Source organism: Roseburia sp. OM02-15 (assembly GCF_003481835.1).
In the GTDB taxonomy this organism is placed as follows: domain Bacteria; phylum Bacillota; class Clostridia; order Lachnospirales; family Lachnospiraceae; genus Eubacterium_I; species Eubacterium_I ramulus_A.
In genome coordinates this window covers 23,693-42,949 of the sequence record NZ_QULX01000016.1, presented here as the reverse complement: position 1 = coordinate 42,949, position 19,257 = coordinate 23,693, and the positions used below count along the sequence as shown (strand labels likewise).

General features: G+C 43.3%; 15 protein-coding genes and 1 other annotated feature. Of the genes, 5 read left to right on the top strand and 10 right to left on the bottom strand.

Annotated features, from left to right (window positions below; genetic code table 11):
- The first annotated feature begins 159 nt into the window (after positions 1 to 159).
- On the top strand, positions 160 to 1,188 hold the full coding sequence (locus DXB15_RS13145) for an aldo/keto reductase (protein ID WP_118703210.1): 1,029 nt from the start codon (positions 160 to 162) through the stop codon (positions 1,186 to 1,188).
- A 301-nt stretch (positions 1,189 to 1,489) separates the two neighbouring features.
- Positions 1,490 to 2,866 (top strand): alanine/glycine:cation symporter family protein, encoded by a 1,377-nt coding sequence (locus DXB15_RS13140; protein WP_330427526.1) that lies wholly within the window; start codon positions 1,490 to 1,492, stop codon positions 2,864 to 2,866.
- 635 nt (positions 2,867 to 3,501) lie between these two features.
- Here DXB15_RS13140 and DXB15_RS13135 read toward each other — a convergent pair.
- Both DXB15_RS13135 and DXB15_RS13130 read right to left on the bottom strand, forming a co-directional pair.
- Entirely contained in the window at positions 3,502 to 5,091 is a 1,590-nt protein-coding gene (locus DXB15_RS13135; protein WP_118703209.1) for a DEAD/DEAH box helicase, read from the bottom strand.
- 449 nt (positions 5,092 to 5,540) lie between these two features.
- Entirely contained in the window at positions 5,541 to 6,893 is a 1,353-nt protein-coding gene (locus tag DXB15_RS13130; RefSeq protein WP_158582273.1) for an MATE family efflux transporter, read from the bottom strand.
- Positions 6,894 to 7,207: 314 nt separating this feature from the next.
- Here DXB15_RS13130 and DXB15_RS13125 point away from each other — a divergent pair, with 314 nt between their 5' ends.
- Positions 7,208 to 8,056 (top strand): PocR ligand-binding domain-containing protein, encoded by an 849-nt coding sequence (locus DXB15_RS13125; RefSeq protein WP_109216356.1) that lies wholly within the window; start codon positions 7,208 to 7,210, stop codon positions 8,054 to 8,056.
- 168 nt (positions 8,057 to 8,224) lie between these two features.
- Positions 8,225 to 8,896: a helix-turn-helix domain-containing protein gene (locus tag DXB15_RS13120; RefSeq protein ID WP_109216355.1), complete on the top strand. Its 672-nt coding sequence runs from the start codon at positions 8,225 to 8,227 to the stop codon at positions 8,894 to 8,896.
- A 625-nt stretch (positions 8,897 to 9,521) separates the two neighbouring features.
- Here the strand turns inward: DXB15_RS13120 and atpC are convergent.
- From atpC to DXB15_RS13080, 8 genes are all read right to left on the bottom strand, one after another.
- A complete protein-coding gene (gene atpC / locus DXB15_RS13115) occupies positions 9,522 to 9,935 on the bottom strand; it encodes an ATP synthase F1 subunit epsilon (RefSeq protein WP_118703207.1) in 414 nt (137 codons plus the stop codon).
- Positions 9,936 to 9,947: 12 nt separating this feature from the next.
- Positions 9,948 to 11,339 carry a F0F1 ATP synthase subunit beta gene (gene atpD / locus DXB15_RS13110; RefSeq protein ID WP_109216353.1) on the bottom strand — a complete coding sequence of 464 codons (1,392 nt, stop codon included), beginning with the start codon at positions 11,337 to 11,339 and terminating at the stop codon, positions 9,948 to 9,950.
- Positions 11,340 to 11,354: 15 nt separating this feature from the next.
- Positions 11,355 to 12,239 (bottom strand): ATP synthase F1 subunit gamma, encoded by an 885-nt coding sequence (gene atpG / locus DXB15_RS13105; protein WP_118703206.1) that lies wholly within the window; start codon positions 12,237 to 12,239, stop codon positions 11,355 to 11,357.
- Between the two features lie 109 nt (positions 12,240 to 12,348).
- Positions 12,349 to 13,848, bottom strand: coding sequence for a F0F1 ATP synthase subunit alpha (gene atpA / locus DXB15_RS13100; protein ID WP_109216351.1), 1,500 nt, complete (start codon positions 13,846 to 13,848; stop codon positions 12,349 to 12,351).
- Between the two features lie 31 nt (positions 13,849 to 13,879).
- Complete coding sequence (gene atpH, locus DXB15_RS13095; protein ID WP_109216350.1) at positions 13,880 to 14,407, bottom strand: ATP synthase F1 subunit delta; 528 nt, start codon at positions 14,405 to 14,407, stop codon at positions 13,880 to 13,882.
- Entirely contained in the window at positions 14,388 to 14,888 is a 501-nt protein-coding gene (atpF, locus tag DXB15_RS13090) for a F0F1 ATP synthase subunit B (protein ID WP_109216349.1), read from the bottom strand. The genes atpH and atpF overlap by 20 nt, the downstream gene beginning before the upstream one ends.
- A gap of 44 nt (positions 14,889 to 14,932) precedes the next feature.
- On the bottom strand, positions 14,933 to 15,151 hold the full coding sequence (atpE, locus tag DXB15_RS13085; RefSeq protein ID WP_021737773.1) for an ATP synthase F0 subunit C: 219 nt from the start codon (positions 15,149 to 15,151) through the stop codon (positions 14,933 to 14,935).
- A gap of 150 nt (positions 15,152 to 15,301) precedes the next feature.
- Complete coding sequence (locus DXB15_RS13080) at positions 15,302 to 16,009, bottom strand: F0F1 ATP synthase subunit A (RefSeq protein WP_109216348.1); 708 nt, start codon at positions 16,007 to 16,009, stop codon at positions 15,302 to 15,304.
- Positions 16,010 to 16,611: 602 nt separating this feature from the next.
- Positions 16,612 to 16,952: a binding site (T-box leader), on the top strand.
- An 88-nt stretch (positions 16,953 to 17,040) separates the two neighbouring features.
- Here DXB15_RS13080 and DXB15_RS13070 point away from each other — a divergent pair.
- The gene (locus DXB15_RS13070; RefSeq protein WP_118703205.1) at positions 17,041 to 19,035 is read left to right on the top strand and encodes a 2-isopropylmalate synthase; all 1,995 of its coding nucleotides are present in this window, start codon (positions 17,041 to 17,043) and stop codon (positions 19,033 to 19,035) included.
- The last annotated feature ends 222 nt before the right edge of the window (positions 19,036 to 19,257 follow it).

The following is a 19,257-nucleotide window of genomic DNA, read 5'->3' as shown; positions in this document are numbered from 1 at the left end:
CACGCTTGAAGCGGGGGATTGCTTATTCTGCGTTCAAATGATGAATTTTATGTTACAGTTCACCTTGCACCGTTCCTCCTGACAGTATACAATATCTGTAACTGATAATATCTTTTTAATAAAATGATAAAAAAACAGCTATTTATGAGGTGAAACATTATGAAACAAATTACATTAGGATCCACCGGCATCCAGACACCACAAAATGCCTTTGGTGCATTACCAATCCAGCGTGTATCCACGGAAGAAGCAGTCAAAATCCTGCATCGTGCTTACGAAGGCGGCATGACATTTTTTGACACTGCCCGCGCCTACAGTGACAGCGAAGAAAAAATGGGAGAAGCGTTCGGACACATGCGCAATAAAATTTATATTGCCACCAAAACAGCCGCAACGACTCCGGATGAATTCTGGCGTCAGTTAGAAACATCCCTGCACTTACTCAAAACAGACTATCTGGATCTGTATCAGTTCCACTGTGTCAACCAGTGTTACCGCCCGGAAGATGGAACAGGAATGTATGAATGTATGCTGAAAGCAAAAGAACAGGGTATGATCCGCCACATCGGTGTCACTGCGCACAAGATCGGTATCGCAGAAGAATGTGTCGCTTCCGGTCTGTACGAAACCATGCAGTTCCCGTTCAGCTATCTTTCCTCTGTACAGGAACTTCAGCTGGTAGAAGCCTGTTCCAGACAAAACATGGGATTTATTGCCATGAAAGGACTTGCTGGAGGTCTGATCCACAACTCCAAAGCTGCCATGGCTTATATGACACAATTTGATAACGTTCTGCCAATCTGGGGAATCCAGAAAATATCCGAACTGGAAGAATGGCTCTCTTATATGGAACATACCCCTTCCATGGATGAAGAAATTTGTGCTTATATCGAAAAAGAAAAACTGGAACTGACCGGTGATTTCTGCCGTGGCTGCGGTTACTGTATGCCATGTCCGGCTGGCATTATGATCAATCAGTGTGCCCGCATGTCCCTCATGCTGCGCCGTGCACCGAGCGCCGGCTGGCTGACTCCGCAGATGCAGGAGGAAATGAAAAAAATTGAGAACTGTCTGGAATGTGGCCAGTGCATGAAAAAATGTCCATATGAACTGAATACACCGGAACTTCTGAAGAAGAATTATGAGGATTACAAAAAAGTCCTTGCCGGAGAAGTATCTGTAAATTAGAAATGAGATTCCGAATGTAAACCGCATTCGGAATCTCATTTTTTATCTCCGTCAAGAAGATTCCTGCTTCTATAAAGTGAGTAATAACAAGTATATTTTGCAAATGGAACGAGTGAACTACGACATACTGTTTTTTACTTTAAAGTTTCGCACTTTAAAGTGTTGATGTTTTCGGAGATATATGCTATACTTGCCTTTATCATTTACAAATTACAGATGTGAAACAAAATTCGAAACAGCTGGTTTTCCAATGAAATACAAAACCGATCAATTGTTTATCTGTAAAACTAAGGGGGACATTATGACAACAATTATTGAACTTGTGTACAACTTTTTATGGGGTGATCTGGTCACCCTTCCATTACCCGGTGGCGGAACATTAGGTCTTCCGCTTCTCGTTATTTTACTGATTCCAACCGGAATCTATTTTACCATTCGGACAAAATTCCTGCCAATCCGCCTTTTTCCGGATATGGTTCGTGCCTTAAATGAAAAAAAAGACAAACGCGGCGGTCTGTCTTCGTTTCAGACACTGATCGTCTCCACGGCTACCCGCGTCGGCATGGGTAATCTGGTAGGTGTTGTGGCAGCTATCTCAGCCGGAGGCGCCGGTGCGGTATTCTGGATGTGGATCACTGCACTGCTTGGTTCTTCTACTGCTTTTATTGAAGGTACCCTGGCACAGCTTCACAAAGAAAAAGATCCGCTCTATGGCGGATACCATGGCGGCCCTGCTTATTATATGCATCATTTTTTTGCCAAAAGAAAAGACGGCACTTATCGCAAATACTCCGTACTTGCTGTACTTTTTGCAATTTCCGGTCTTATCTGCTGGTGCGGAATCAGTCAGGTGATCAGCAATTCGGTTACCTCTGCCTTTGAAAATGCATTTTCCATTCCGCCACTGGCAACGACCATCATTCTTGTTGTTCTTGCTGCAATTATTGTACTTCGGAAAAATGCAACCGTAAAGGTTTTGGACATCATGGTTCCGATCATGGCATGTGCATACTTTATTTTTACTGTCATTATCATTCTTACACACCTCGGACAGATGCCGGACGTTTTTGCACGTATTTTCCAGGAAGCATTCGGTTTCCGCCAGGTCGCAGCCGGCGGTTTCGGTGCTGTATTAATGAACGGTGTAAAAAGAGGACTGTTTTCCAATGAAGCCGGTTCCGGTTCTGCACCATGTGCGGCAGCTGCTGCAAAAAGCGATGACGCTGTTAAAATTGGTCTGGTACAGTCACTGGGCGTATTTATTGATACCATTGTGATTTGTACCTGTACTGCAATGATCCTGCTTCTCGTACCACAGGAACTCACCAACGGACTTGTCGGCATGGATCTGCTGCAGACTGCTATGCAGTACCACCTTGGAACATTTGGAACAATCTTTATTGCAGCTACTCTGGCAATGTTCAGTTTTTCCACTTTCATTGGAATTCTGTTCTATGCCCGCTCCAACGTAGCTTACCTGTTCGGAAATAAATGGTGTTACCAGACTGCCTACAAAATCGTGGCTCTTGTAATGCTCTTCATCGGAGGACTTGCAGCTTACACCACAGTATGGGATCTCGGTGACGTAGGCGTTGGTCTTATGACGATTTTTAACCTGATGGCATTGTACCCGATGGGAGGTCAGGCTTTGAAAGCCCTTCGGGACGCCGGAAAATGATGTTTGAGATTTTGTTAATTCAAGTCGAACGCACGTGAGACTTGGTGCGTGATTCTGGTCAGCGCAAGCTGACATCTTCTTTTCAGAATCACTGCACTCTACACTCCGTTCCGGTCGGCGCAAAACCATTGTCTCCCAGACAATGTGCGCCCTCGCGGAGCATTTATCTCAGTCGGAGATTGAACTCCCACTGAGAAATACTTGTTACTACTCACCACTTGCAGAAGTGGGAGTCTCAACTCAGACTGAGATGAAATCGACGAATCATTTCCGGTCCGCTAAACGTTCGTTACCTTCATTTCACTTCGGTTTCATCGCGCTCACTCCCGCCTCCTATAAAAGCTGGTCGGTTTCCGTTCGCGCAAAACCTTGTGAAACTCAGTCACTCACTCAATCGCTTGCCCAGAAATGATTCGTCGATTTCAATCTACAATATGCAAAATCACCGTCTTAGTACATTCAAGTCGAACGCACGTGATACAACTCACAGGCTTTCTCTCGCGGCGGCTCATTAACTGACATTGAAAAAAGAGTGCGAATTTCATTCGAACGGGCGTCTTAGCCCGAAGGATGCAATTCGCACTCTTTTTTCATTCACAACCTAAATTGCCGCCGCTTCAAAAACTAAAAAGCCCCTATTTCGCATTCGCCGGCTCCACATTGATGCTCTTTCCTTTAATCTTCGCATTTTTCATCGCCTTCAGCACTGCCGCACCATACTCTCTCGGAACTTCCACAAATGTATAGCTGTCAAACATATCAATAGCTCCTACCAAATCTCCCGGCATTCCGGATTCTCCCGCAACTGCCCCGAGGATATCTCCCGGACGCACGCGCTGTTTTTTACCAATATTGATAAACAGACGAACCATTCCGTCTTCTGCACCGGTATCAGAGAAATCGAAATTATCCTGTTTTACGCCTTCGCGCTCTGCTTTTCCAAGTGCCTGATATAAAAAGGCTGCTGCCAGATCCATTGCCGTATAATCACCGTTATTGATCTGCGCTTCGACCATATTTACCATCTTAGTCAGATCCTCATTTTCAATGATCTGGTCTAACTGCTCCATGATCTTGTCGCATTTTGCTTCCTCAACATCACGCATGGATGGAATCGGCTGTGCATAGATCTTTGTCTTGCAGTAACGCATAATCTCTTTTAATTTGTAAACTTCTTTTCCTTTTACAAAAGAAAATGCTTTTCCGGTTCTGCCTGCACGGCCGGTACGACCGATACGGTGAACATAATACTCGTCATCCTGCGGCAGATCGTAGTTAAATACTGCTTCCACATCGTCAACATCGATACCACGGGCAGCGACATCCGTTGCTACCAGAATCTCTGTTTTTCCGTTACGGAAGTTTCTCATAACACGGTCACGCTGCTGCTGTTTCATATCACCATGCAGACCTTCTGCAAAATAACCACGGTTCTGCAGTTCGTTTGCCAGCTCGTCTACCATATGTTTTGTGTTACAGAACACAAGGGAGAGCTTCGGATCATACACATCCAGAAGTCTTGTCAAAATATCCAGCTTATCTTTTCTTCTTACATCATAGTAATACTGTTCGATATTTTTTACAGTCAGCTCTTTTTTTACCACTTTGATGGTCAGCGCATCTTTCTGATACTGTTTTGTGATCTCCATGATCTCTTTCGGCATAGTTGCGGAAAAAAGAACGGTCTGGCGGTCTTCCGGAAGATATTTTAATACTTCTTCAATGTCCTCACGGAATCCCATGTTCAGCATCTCATCTGCCTCATCCAGAATAATGGTGTGGATATGATCGCAGCGGATTGTTTTTCTTCTTAAATGATCCATTACACGACCCGGTGTACCAACGATGATCTGTACGCCGCCTTTCAGGGAACGGATCTGTTTGCCAATCTCCTGTCCACCGTAAATCGGAAGGATTTTGATACCGTGGGTGTATTTTGCCAGATTGTGTAACTCGTTGGATACCTGAATGGCAAGCTCACGGGTCGGGCATAAAATCAGCGCCTGTGTTTTTTTCAGCTTCGGATCTACTTTGTGAAGCAGCGGAATACCGAAAGATGCTGTTTTTCCGGTTCCTGTCTGCGCCTGTCCGATGACATCTCTGCCGCTCATGACAGCCGGAATGGACTGTGCCTGAATCGGAGTGGCCTCCTCAAATCCCATTTCTTTAATTGCCCGCAGAATCTGCGGATTTAAATCTAAATCTTCAAATAAAACTGTACTCATATATTTCCTTTCCAATTAAAAACATGTTATTCAGAGCCTATTACATTCCCTCTATTTACTTCAAATCTGTACGAATATGATTTTTAACACGATTCTCAAAGATATTCTAAATAAATCAAAATATATACTCTAAATAAATTTGCAGAAAAAAAGTGTGCCTTGCACACTGAAAACAATGATAACAAAGCACACTTTAAAAGTCAATGCAGAGATAAACGTATTTTTACATTTCCTGCACTTTCATGAAGAGATTATTTCTTTCAAGAATGCTCCGGCATTCTTGTTGCGAGGTGCGCGTCATGCAATTGCATGACATACTTCAACTGCGCACCTCTGTAATCCTGCCGGAGGCTATATCAGATGGGGGATTGGCTCCCACCACTGATACTAGCTTGTTTCTCACCACCTATAGAGGTGGGAGTCATCTCCCATCTGATATAATCACACTTTTATGAGGGAATCGCCTTTTCGATCTTCTTTTTCCAAACACCGCTCAGGTATCTTAAGCCGCCGACACCTGCTGCGCACCACCATGTAAGCGGTGATACCCACCAAAGTCCATGATAGCCCCACAGATAAGAGAACAAAAATGCAAAACCGATTCGCGTAATAACCTCACTGATGCCCATCCAGATTGTGATCTTGACATCACCAACTGCACGAAGCAGATTGTGGAACAGATTCAGTGTTCCAACACCGATTAAAAATGGTGCAAAAATATGCATATACTCCACACCACAACCGATAGACGCCTGATTATCGGTAAACAAACGCATCAACAGCGGAGCCAGGATAAAAATCAACGGTGACACAATCGCATAACCAATGACATTCAACGCAAATGTTGTGCGAAAACCGGCTTTAATTCGTGAAATATTTTTTGCACCGGTGTTTTGTCCCGCAAAAGTTCCAAGAGCGGTTCCCAGTGCATCTCCTACCTGCATACCAAGACCTTCCACTTTTACACAGACACCGTAGGCTACAACCAGCGTCGTTCCGTATGTATTTACAACCGCCTGTAAAGTCATATCCGAAATGGAAATAATACTCATCTGCAAAGCTGCCGGCAGACCATATACAAGCATCTTTTTTCCAATAAATGTATCCAGTTTCAATTTATCCCTGCGAATCCGTAGCATCGGCAGAATTTTCCATGCATAAAGCAGACACGCCACACCTGAAACAATCTGCGCCAGCACCGTTGCAAATGCCGCACCGCCAACGCCCAACGGAAGCACAGCCACAAATAATACATCAAATACAATATTCAGCAAACTGGAAATTCCAAGGAACACCAGCGGAACCACCGAATTTCCCAGAGACCGCAATACCGCAGAAATCCAGTTGTACAACATTGTTCCGATACATCCCGCACAGATCAGTCGCAGATACAATACCGCCTGATCCAACACCTCATCCGGTGTCTGCAGCACGATCAGCAGCGGTTTTGTCACGATCAGACCAACCACCGTCACGATGATCGTCATCCCCAACGCAATATATATGGAAGAAAAAAATGTTTTTACTACGTTATCCGCTTCCTTAGCACCGTAATACTGCGACATAACCACCGTCACACCAGTGGTCAGACCGATGATCAGCGAAAACATCAGATACATGCCAACGCCTGCCACACTGACCGCCGCCAGCGCATTGTCCCCCAAAAAGTGACCCACAATATACGAATCTGCGAAATTATAGATTCTCTGAAAAATCAATCCCAGCAATACCGGCATCGCAAACTTCAAAATCTGCGGTGCAATACGTCCGGAAGTCATATCCACCATAACTTCTTTTTTCATACTCGTCTCTTCCCCTTTCAATTCCCACTTTTTATGCTTCCATCTCAAATAATCTTCAAAGTCAAACTGATATAGGCAATTCCCCCACATTTACACAATTGAAGCAGAGAATTTCCTTAATTTGGTTAAATGAACATGAAACCAGATCCACGATTTTGCTCAACTTATTTCATGGCACTTCTTAACCATGCTTGTATTGTATCTCATACCATTTTGAAAAAATAGTGATTTTCTTCCCAAAAACTGTAAAATCGTATCGCAAACAGCACTTTTTTCATGTATTATAGAAACAAATAAAATAAAGGAATTTTACTATGAAACTAAACTATAATGAAAAAGAACTGCATCAGCTTTTACAGGACTTCCACGACTTAACAAAACTGACACTAACCCTCTACGATCCCGAAGGAGAATGGATTTTTAGCTACCCTACAAAAGAAAACTATTTCTGCAATTGTATCAAAACTTCCCCGGAAGGAGCTGCCCTCTGTGAAGCTTCCGACCGTGCTTCCTTTGAAGCAGCAAAGGCTTCCGGTGAATGTGTCATTTACAAATGTCATGCCGGTTTGATCGAAGCCACCGCGCCAATCGTCAGCGACGGATTTACCATCGGCTACCTTATGATGGGACAGGTTGCAAATGCAGCCTCCCCGGAACAGTTACAGTCACTAATTGAACATGCATTACATAAATATCATTTAAACGAAGCAGAAAATGACAGTTGGAAACAGTATGCTGCTGCGACTCCCTGTATCTCTGACACACAGATTCACGCCGCCGCAAGAATCATGGAAGCATGTATTTCTTCCATCCTGTACAAAAAATTGATTTCTATCGAAAAGCAACAATTTGAACAGAACATCAACACTTACATCCTGAATCACCTGACCGAAGATCTGTCCGTAGACCGCCTTTGCGAACACCTGCATCTGAGCCGCCGCAAACTCTACGAATATTCAGAAGAATTTTTACATTGCAGCATCGCCAAATACATAAAAAAAATGCGCCTGCAACATGCACAGACACTGTTGTCCGAAACAAATTTACCTATTTCCACAATTTCCGAACAATGTGGCTTCTCCGACTACAACTACTTCTGTCGAATTTTTAAACAAGAAAACGGTATGTCCGCACGAAGCTATCGCGTAGCACAGCAGACATAATTTTCTGTGATACTATATTTTTATTTACGGAACACACACTTTATATAACACAATATGTACTAGACACACATATTGTATTTACCTTTTGCTGTAACTCTCGCTTTGTGTCGTGGTGATTTCACGCACTTTTTGTTATCATTTTTCCTGAAAGGAGGCAAAAGCAACAACATGTATCAGAAAAAGATCGGTCTTTTTTTAAAAGAACTCAGAAAAGAAAAAGAACTTACGCAAAGTCAGCTTGCAGAACAGCTCAACGTATCTGACCGCACCGTATCCCGCTGGGAAACCGGAACGAATTTACCAGATCTGTCTGTATTAGTTGAACTTGCAGATTTTTATGATGTTGATATCCGTGAAATCATCGACGGAGAAAGGAAAAGCGAGAATATGAATGTAGAAATGAAAGACACTTTAATGAAAGCGGCACAATATGCCACAGAAGACAAACACATGCAAATGAAAAAACTGACCGGATATATCCTGTCAGCCTTCGGATGTTTCCTGATTTTGTCCGGATTTACCGTATTTCCAAGTGAAAGCGGCTGGGCAGCAAAATTTGCTATTTTAGGAGCTATAATCGTAACCATTGGAATCTTCCAGTTACTCAAAAAACGCAGATTACTGAAAGCCATTGTTATCTTTTTCGCTATCCTATTTGGCATGATCTGGCTGGACTTCGCCAGTGTATGCTATATCCGACAGGCACCACGTTTTGCCTATTCCGTAGAATACAGCGATGAAACTGTCATTTACCATGCCCCGTTCTACTCCGTATACAAATACGGTCGGGACACACTTGGAGAATACTATCAGGTTTATATTGGATCCGATAATTTATAAAATTATTTTTCATAATTTACCAGTGCAATACATATATTTAAAAGAACTCTGAAAATGCCAGTTTCCAGAGTTCTAAAGTTCATTTTGGAGAACTACACCGTCAGGCTAGTGCTGCCGTTTGTCTCTGTCTAACCATTTGCAAATATAATAACCCACTATAGATGCCAATACAGAGATAAGAAAAGCAAGTATGTATTCCATTAGACTCACCTCCTTCCTACTGGAAAGAGTCGACAGCAATAACATAATATCACGAAACTTTGTTCGATTCAACTAAAAATATTGTTCATTTAGATATTGATTTTTTCAAAGGAAAAGTTTATTATAGTGGTGAGTAAGAAAAGTATGTATTCCATTAGAATACAAAAATCCCCGAAGTGCCAGCTTCGGGGGTTTTTAATTCTCAACAAAAAACATTTTTCATGACGTAAATAGGGGACTGGATTCATTTTTTCTCAGTGAGCGATTATTTGATAATAAAAGAATTTTTTTCCGAATGCAAATAGCGCCCCCAATTTATTTTTTCTTGATGAGCGATTGTTGGCCAGCAAGATAAAATAAATTGGGGACGCTTCCACTACCTAAAACTTAGCCACCAAAGAAACTTAAAAAACTAAAGCATCTTTTAATGACGATATTTATTAGCTTCCTTCAAACGTGCCATCGCACGTGCCAGCGAAGCCGCATTTCGATGATACTCCATCTTACTCTGATGCTGCCGCATACGTTCTTCTACACGTTCCTTTGCTTCCCGTGCACGGCGCACATCAATTTCTTCCGGGCGTTCGATCGTATCCACCAGCACTTCCACCTGATTATCGGAACTGACCTCCACAAATCCGCTTCCGCAAACTGCCGGGATCATTTTTCCATCCGGTGTCGTGATTCGTACTTCGCCCTCTTTTAACGCAATGACATATTCCTCATGATTTGCCATAATCTGGATTTCTCCATCCACAGCAGGCAGTACGATGGAAACCGCCTCATCATCATAAAAAATCTTATCATATGCAATGATTTTTAAATGAAATGTAGCCATAGTCACACCTCACTAATGATTACCGTTCTTTGCTTTTTCAATGACATCATCAATGGTTCCGACATTGAAAAAAGCCCATTCCGGATACTCATCCATCTCACCGTCAATGATTTTTTTGAAACCTTTGACTGTCTCTTCCAGCGGTACATATTTACCAGGAATTCCGGTAAATGTCTCAGCTACATGGAACGGCTGTGACAGGAAACGCTGAATTTTTCTTGCACGGTATACAGTCGTTTTATCCTCTTCGGAAAGTTCTTCCATACCAAGGATTGCGATGATATCCTGCAGCTCTTTGTAACTCTGCAGAATCTCCTGTACACGACGGGCAACTTCGTAATGCTCCTCACCGACGATATCCGGCTCCAGAATACGGGAGTTAGATTCCAGCGGATCAACAGCCGGATAAATACCCTGCTCAACAATTTTTCTGGAAAGTACGGTTGTTGCATCCAGATGTGCGAATGTCGTAGCCGGGGCCGGATCAGTTAAGTCATCGGCCGGTACGTAAATCGCCTGTACAGATGTAACAGAGCCTTCTTTTGTGGAAGCGATACGCTCCTGCAGCTCACCGACTTCGTTTGCCAGTGTCGGCTGATAACCTACGGCTGACGGCATACGTCCGAGCAGCGCAGAAACCTCAGAACCTGCCTGTACATAACGGAAAATGTTATCGATAAATAACAGTACGTCCTGATGCTCTTTATCACGGAAATACTCTGCCATGGTCAGACCCGTCTCAGCCACACGCATACGAGCTCCAGGTGGCTCATTCATCTGTCCAAACACTAAGGCTGTTTTTTCCAGAACGCCGGATTCTTTCATCTCAGTCCAAAGGTCATTACCCTCACGGGAACGCTCTCCAACACCGGTGAAAATAGAATATCCGCCGTGCTCTGTTGCAATATTTCGGATCAGCTCCTGAATCAGAACGGTTTTACCTACACCGGCACCACCGAACAGACCGATCTTACCACCTTTGGAATATGGTGCCAGAAGGTCGATAACTTTGATACCTGTCTCCAGAACCTCTACAACCGGGCTCTGGTCTTCAAAGGATGGCGGCTCTCTGTGAATACACCAGTTTTCCTTTGACTCCACCGGTTCTCCATCATCAATTGCTTCACCCAGAACATTGAAAAGTCGTCCCAGTGTTGCTTTTCCTACCGGAACTGTGATACCAGCGCCGGTTGCTGTTACTTCCATATCACGATGAAGCCCTTCACTGGAAGCAAGCATAATACATCTTACGGTATCATTTCCAATATGCTGTGCCACTTCCATGACACATTTTTTTCCATTATTATCAACTTCGAGTGCATCTTTGATGCATGGAAGGTTATGGTCGGAAAACTCTACGTCTACAACAGGTCCCATGACCTGAACGATTTTTCCTTTATTCATATCGCTTCACCTCTCTTATTTTTTCTTGCTCTTCTGCGCCTTGGCACCCGCAATAACCTCAGTGATCTCCTGGGTGATCGCCGCCTGACGCACACGATTGTACTCAATTTCCAGATCATGCAGCATCTTCTTTGCACTGTCTGTCGCAGTCTGCATCGCCATCATTCTGGAATTGTGCTCACTGGCATAAGACTCTACCAGCGCGCCATAAATAAAACCACACACTACGTTCGGAACCAGATTATCCAACAATGTCTCTACCGACGGGTGAAACATCATCTGATCATTGTAGCCCTGCAGATTTTTGTGAAGATACTCTTCTCTGTGCAATGGAAGGATCTGGAACATATCCGCTTCCATCTTGAAGGCATTGATCATTTTTGTATAGATAATGTAAACCTCATCCAGTTCCCCTGACACGTATTTATCAATCATCTGCAGTCCGATATGACGGGCACGATAAAGGGTCGGGTTCTGAACTGTGTAGCTGAACTCACCATCAATGTAAACGTTCTTTTTCATAAAATACTGACGGCCAAGCTCACCGACTACAAACAGCTCACTCTGCAGATGCTTTTCAATCTCCTCTGATGCAAGTTTCAGCACGTTGTGATTGTAAGCACCTGCAAGACCTTTATCTGCAGTAATTACGATATAACCACGTTTTTTCTGATCCTCCGCAACACCTTCTTTTCCGAAGAAAATATTCTTGGTATCCGGAACGCACTGCATAAAACGTGCCACTGCATTTCGCTGACCAAAGAAAAACGGCTCTGTATCTGCCAGACTTTTCTTTGCTTTCTGCATTTTTGATGAAGATATCATGTACATGGCACTGGTGATTTTCATCGTATCTTTGATACTCTGCATTCTGCTCTGTATCTCTCTTGCACTTGCCATGATATTCTCCTTTCTGCCCTTTTTCACTCAGATAGTTGCTCATGCAGATGTATGTTCTGTACGAAATGCATGAACTATTTAAACTATCTAAATATACATGAAAATAACTTTATTTTACGTACTCTTTTGCGGCAGCGAGAATCTTGTCTCCAAGTTCATCGGACAGAGCTTTTGTCTCATTCAGCTCATCGATGATCTCCGGATGTGCATTTTTGATATATTCCAGCATACCCTTCTGGGTTTCTTTGATTTTCTTCACATCTACATTCAGGAAAATCTTGTGTGTTGCTGTCCACAGTGTGATAACCTGCTCTGCCATGCTAAGCGGCTGGCAAAGCGGCTGTTTTAACAGCTCCATCAGACCTTTTCCGTACTGTAACTGCTCTTTTGTATCATCATCCAGATCAGAACTGAACTGGGTAAATACTTCCATCTCACGATACTGCGCCAGATCAATACGGATACTTCCGGCTGCTTTTTTCATCGCTTTTGTCTGTGCGGCACCACCAACACGGGATACGGACAGACCTACATTTACCGCCGGTCTCATACCGGAGAAGAATAAGTTGCTCTCCAGGAAAATCTGACCGTCTGTGATAGAAATAACGTTGGTCGGAATGTATGCGGATACATCGCCCGCCTGTGTCTCAATAATCGGCAGGGCTGTGATGGAACCGCCGCCAAGTTTGTCACTCAGACGACTGGAACGCTCCAGCAGTCTGGAATGCAGATAGAAAACGTCACCCGGATAAGCCTCACGTCCAGGAGAACGCTCCAGCAACAGGGATAATGCACGGTAAGCTACCGCATGTTTGGACAGATCATCGTAAACGATGAGCACGTCTTTTCCCTGATACATAAAATACTCTGCCATGGCAGTTCCTGCATACGGTGCGATGTACTGCAACGGAGCCGGATCACTGGCAGTTGCTGCTACGATGATGGAATAATCCATGGCACCGTGTTTTTTCAATGTAGATACAATTTTTGCAATTGTAGATGCTTTCTGTCCAATTGCAACATAAATACAGATGACATCTTTGCCCTTCTGGTTGATCATTGCATCGGTTGCAATGGATGTCTTACCTGTCTGACGGTCACCGATGATCAACTCTCTTTGTCCACGGCCAATCGGGAACATGGAATCGATGGAAAGGATTCCTGTCTCCATTGGTACGCTGACAGATTTACGATCAACGATACCCGGTGCTTCATTTTCAATCGGCCGGTAATCATCTTCCTGAATGTCACCCTCACCATCGATCGGTGCCCCCAGTGCATTGATGATTCTTCCGACAAATTTATCTCCAACCGGAATTCCGGCTTTCTTTTTGGTTCTTGTTACCTTGGTTCCTTCCTTGATCCCTGTATCACGGCCGAACAGAATGACACCGATTTCATTTCTTCTGACATCCTGTACCATACCTTTTACGCCGTTCTCAAAGACAACGATCTCACCATACATGGCCTGGTCAATTCCATAAACAGTGGCAATTCCGTCACCAACCCAGATGACATGACCAATTTCCCGATCCTTCGCTTCAAAATCGTAATTTTCGATTTCTTCCTTCAGGATGGAAATAATATCCTGTGAACTGATAGCGCTCATTGTCCTATCACCTCTTTCTTTTACCTTTTACTTATACTTCTGCATGATGGCTCTGAACCATTCCGAGCTGTTCCTGCATGCCGCGGATACGTCCGCTGATGCTCCAATCCCATTCACGGCCGTTTGCAGTGAGGACAAAACCTCCCACCAGACGCTCATCCCGGATCATCTCAAGCTCCACCTGATGTGCATCAAACTCTTCCAGCAGAAATTTCTTGATTCCCTCCAACTGGTTATCATCCGGTGCAGTTACATATCGTAATGTTGCATTTACTACTGACTGATGTTCGTTTGCATACATTTTATATTCCTCCACGATCTCTTCCAGATATTCCACGTCAGAATAATCACAGAGAATCTTCATAAAATTCTGTAACTTTTTTTCCGGGAAAATACGGTCAACCACCGCATGTTTTTCCTCTTTGTAAACACTTGGGTCTGTCAGCACACGCTGAAGTTCAGGACTTTCCTGATAAATCTGCGCTGCATTTTCAAGATCCTCTACCGGAGCGTTCAGCTCCCACAAAACTCTTACATATTTAGCCGTTGTTGCTGTCATGTTTGTCACCCGTTTTACTCAAAAACTCATTGTAAAGCTGTTCATCCGTGACCTTACTGCTATTTTCTCCGATAATTTTAACTGCTGCAGCCATGGCCAGAGTACCGATTTCTTTCTGTACACTCTGAAGTGCTCTGTCACGTTCTTTTTCCATATCCTGATTTGTCTTCTCAAGCAGATCTGCGGATCGTTTCTCCGCATCGGAAACAATCTGCTTGTACTGTACATCCGCCCGCTCTCTGGCGTCTGCCACGATCTGAATTGCCTCCTCTTTGGCTCCCTGCAAAGATGCCTCATACTGAGTTTTTAACTCCTGTGCTTCGGCATTTGCCGTATCTGCTTTTTCAAACTGTTCAGCCACCATCTGTTTTCTCTTTTCAATGATATTCAAAACCGGCTTGAACAGAAACTTTCTGATCAGGAAATAGAAGATCAACAGGTTCACAATGATCCATATAAGGTTTGAATCAATTCTCAGCATCCTGAAATCCTCCTTCTAAAAACAAAATCTCACGTCTTTGTTTTTTATTTGCAAAGGAAAATGATCAGAATAGCGACAACCATACCATAAATAGCAGTTGCCTCTGCCAGTGCACAACCAAGTAATAAGTTCTTGCTGATCTTGCTGTCTGCTTCCGGCTGTCTTGCTACAGCGTCTACTGCTTTACCTGTTGCGATACCAATACCTACACCTGCTCCAATTCCTGCTAATGCTGCGATACCAGCTCCGAGTGCGATCATCATAATAATTATCTCCTTTTCTCACTTCATATTCTGCCTGTCACATTATGCTTTCATTTTTGTTATTTTGTAAAACTCACATAATTTGTGAGATCATTGACAGGACTTTTCGATATGTTACGTTACAGGTTTTCTGTCAAAATACATTGACCTTTACTCCGCCTGCAACTCAATAGCTTCCTTGATGTACAACGATGTCAGGAACACAAATACATATGCCTGGATCAATCCATCAAAAATATCAAAATAGAAACTAAATACCAGCGGTACCACCATCGGCACAACCGCCTTGATCAGCTCCATAATAACAAATGCGCCAAGTACATTTCCGAACAGTCGCAAACATAATGAAAATGGTCGGATGAAGATTTCCAAAATGTTGATCGGTGTAATGATCGCGACAGGCTGCGTAAATCCTTTCGCCCACTTCTTCACACCTTTTGCACGGATACCGGCGGTTTCCACCAGTATGATACTCATCAACGCAAGAGCGATCGTACAATTCAGGTCCTTTGTCGGAGGCTTAAATCCAAATAAGCCAATTACATTTGCAATACCGATAAACAGACCGACGCTCATCAGATAAGGAATATAACCTTTTCCTTCCTCTCCGAGCAGCCCTTCGAAAAATCCATAGAATTTTCCGATACACACTTCCAGAAACAACTGTCTCTTTCCCGGATTCTCCACGCTTAAGTTCCGCGTCAGGAAAATCGATGCCACTATGACGACTGCCATAATGATCCACATAACGACAACTGATTCTGCGATTTTGATTCCACCAAAAATGGGTATCGTGAACACTGTCTTGACACTCAATTGGTCGATCAACTCATCTACCAGTCCGTTCGTAGCGGTCACCTCCTTCTTTTCTCTTTCTTCTATTTTTTGTTTTCTCCTGAAAAATGTTTTCCAATTATTACAGTTGGTAAAGCGAACATTCGCAATCCACTTTTGCTACTTACTCATGAACGTAATCGCCTTACGACTTGCATTCAATTTGTAAATGATACTGCTTTCTCATAATTGGTACTACCATTATTTTGAAGAAAATAAAAGACCGTGCGGTTGCTCTTTCAAAACTCATTAACCTCCGTTGATCTTTTCTTGTACATATATTAATACAACTTCCAGATTTTGCAATCGGCAAATTTTCCCAAATTGTTTTTAGATGAAAACAATTTTTCAGCAAAATCACGATTGACAATTTTCCATTTAACAGATTATTTCCCTTTCGTGCACTTTTTTACTTCTTTTTTCGGTAAATTTGCATACTTTACAAAAAACGAATCTTACAAATGGACCTGCGTAGAACAACTGCCAGAACAATGCCATTGGGAAATTTCGCGCTGCGGTCTGCAACCAGTTGCCAAGCAGCATATCCGTTCCTTTAAAATAAATCAATAATATTGATTAAAATAAATCATTCTGCTACTATAAACATTATGTTATACTCTGAAACATGAAATGCGAAGACAAGGAATAGTAACTGTCCTACTTTTTTCAGAGAGTTGCCGGTTGGTGTGAGGCAATAAAAGAAATACAGTGAACTCGCCTTTGAGCAGCGGTTTTGAACAAGATTACATTCTTTTATTTGTCAATTCAATTCGAACTTTTAAAAGACTACAGATTTAATCAACACAGTCTGAATTGAGGTAAAACATATGAGTATGAGTTAAAAATGTAATTATAGTAGGAACTGACGGAATCTCACCGTTACAGGAGGACAGCATGACAGTGCTGATGAGTGCGTATTTGATACGAAGTAGAGTGGTACCGCGGAAGAATGGCTTTCGTCTCTACAACTATTACATGGTTGTAGGGATGAGAGCCTTTTTTATATGAAACGAATTATTACATGATAGCTAACAGATAAGGAGGAACAGAAGACTATGAAACATTACGAAAACTATGAAAGAGCTTATTTTATGCCACTAGAATGTACGTATGACTGGGTGAAAAAAGAATATTTGACTAAAGCACCAATCTGGTGTTCCGTAGATTTAAGAGATGGAAACCAGGCGTTAGTAGAGCCGATGAGTCTGGAAGAAAAAATTCAGTTTTTCCAAATGCTTGTAAAAATCGGATTCAAACAAATTGAAGTCGGATTTCCCGCAGCTTCCGAAACTGAATATGATTTTGTCAGAACATTAATTGAGCAGGATATGATCCCGGAAGATGTCACCATTCAGGTGCTTACCCAGGCAAGAGAACATATTATCAGAAAAACTTTCGAAGCCATTGAAGGCGCTCAGAATGTCATCGTTCACCTGTATCTTTCCACTTCTGTGGCGCAGAGAGAACAGGTTTTTCATAAGAGCAAAGAAGAAATCATAAAAACCGCTGTAGATGGCGCCATCATGGTAAAAGAACTTGCTGACAAACAAAGTGGAAACATTTATCTGCAGTACAGCCCGGAAAGCTGCACCGGAACCGAAGTCGATTACGCAGTCGAAATCTGCAATGCGGTACTTGATATCTGGCAGCCGACACCGGATCATAAAGCCATTATCAACATTCCGGCTACCGTGGAAAATTCCATGCCGCATGTGTTTGCCACACAGATTGAATACATTCACAAACATTTAAAATACAGAGATGCCGTTTTATTATCCCTGCATCCACATAACGACCGCGGCTGTGCTGTTGCCGACGCGGAACTCGGTGTTCTGGCAGGCGCAGACCGCATCGAAGGTACATTATTTGGAAACGGTGAGCGCACCGGAAACATGGATATCGTCACCATGGCGATGAACCTGTTTTCCCATGGTATCGATCCGGAACTTGATTTTTCCGACATATCAGCAATCCGCGCAGGTTATGAAACTTACACCGGAATGAAAGTGCATGAACGTCAGCCATACGCCGGCGATCTGGTATTTACCGCATTTTCCGGTTCTCATCAGGATGCAATTTCCAAAGGAATGACCTGGCGTGAGGAACACAAAACTGACAAATGGACCGTGCCATATCTGCCCATCGATCCGAAAGATATCGGACGCACCTATGACGGTGACGTGATCCGCATCAACAGTCAGTCCGGCAAAGGCGGTATCAGCTACATTTTAAAACAGAACTTTGGCGTTGTTCTTCCAGAAGCAATGCGTGAAGACGTGGGTTATGCCATTAAACAGATATCCGACGAAATGCATCAGGAACTGTCCCCGCAGAACGTATATGAAATATTTGAGGAGCAGTACCTTCACTCCATGAATTACTTCCGCATTACCGAAAGCCATTTCAAACAGTTAGCGGATGGCATCATGGCAGAAGTCACCATTTTAAACGGTGAAAAAGAGACAGTCATCGACGCAAACGGAAACGGCCGTCTGGACGCAGTCAGCAACGCAGTAAAACAGTTCTTCAACATTGATTACACCTTGATGAACTACGAAGAACATGCCTTAACCCAGACAACTTCATCCAAGGCGATTGCCTATGTCTGCATCAAAAAAGACAACACGACTTACTGGGGTGCGGGCATCGACGAAGACATCATCAAAGCCTCCATTCAGGCCCTGTGCGTCAGCGTCAACAAAATGCTCGCCGTACAAAAAGGCAACGCCTGCGAAGACGTCCGCCTGACAAAAATGCTGAACTACATTCAGAACCATTACCAGAACGTGACATTAGCAGATATGTCACAGGAATTTCACCTGACAGAGCCATACATCAGCAAATACATCCGTGAAAAATCCGGCGTAACCTTCGGCGAACACGTCACAAACATCCGCATGAAAAAAGCATGCACCCTGTTAAAAAACGGAAACATGACAGCAGAAAACATCGCGGCCTCCATCGGCTACCCAAACGTCGAACACTTTAGCCGCACCTTTAAAAAGAAATACCATATGACTCCAATCCAGTATAGAGAGTCAAAAAACTAGACTTGCAAAAATGTATTCAAGTAACTCCTTCCATCGCTCTTGTTCAAGAATGCTCCGGCATTCTTGTTGCGAGATGCGCGTCATGCAATTGCATGACATACTTCAACTGCGCACCTCTGTAATCCTGCCGGAGGCTATATTAGATGGGGGATTGGCTCCCACCACTGATACTAGCTTGTTTCTCACCACCTATAGAGGTGGGAGTCTTAACTCAGACTGAGA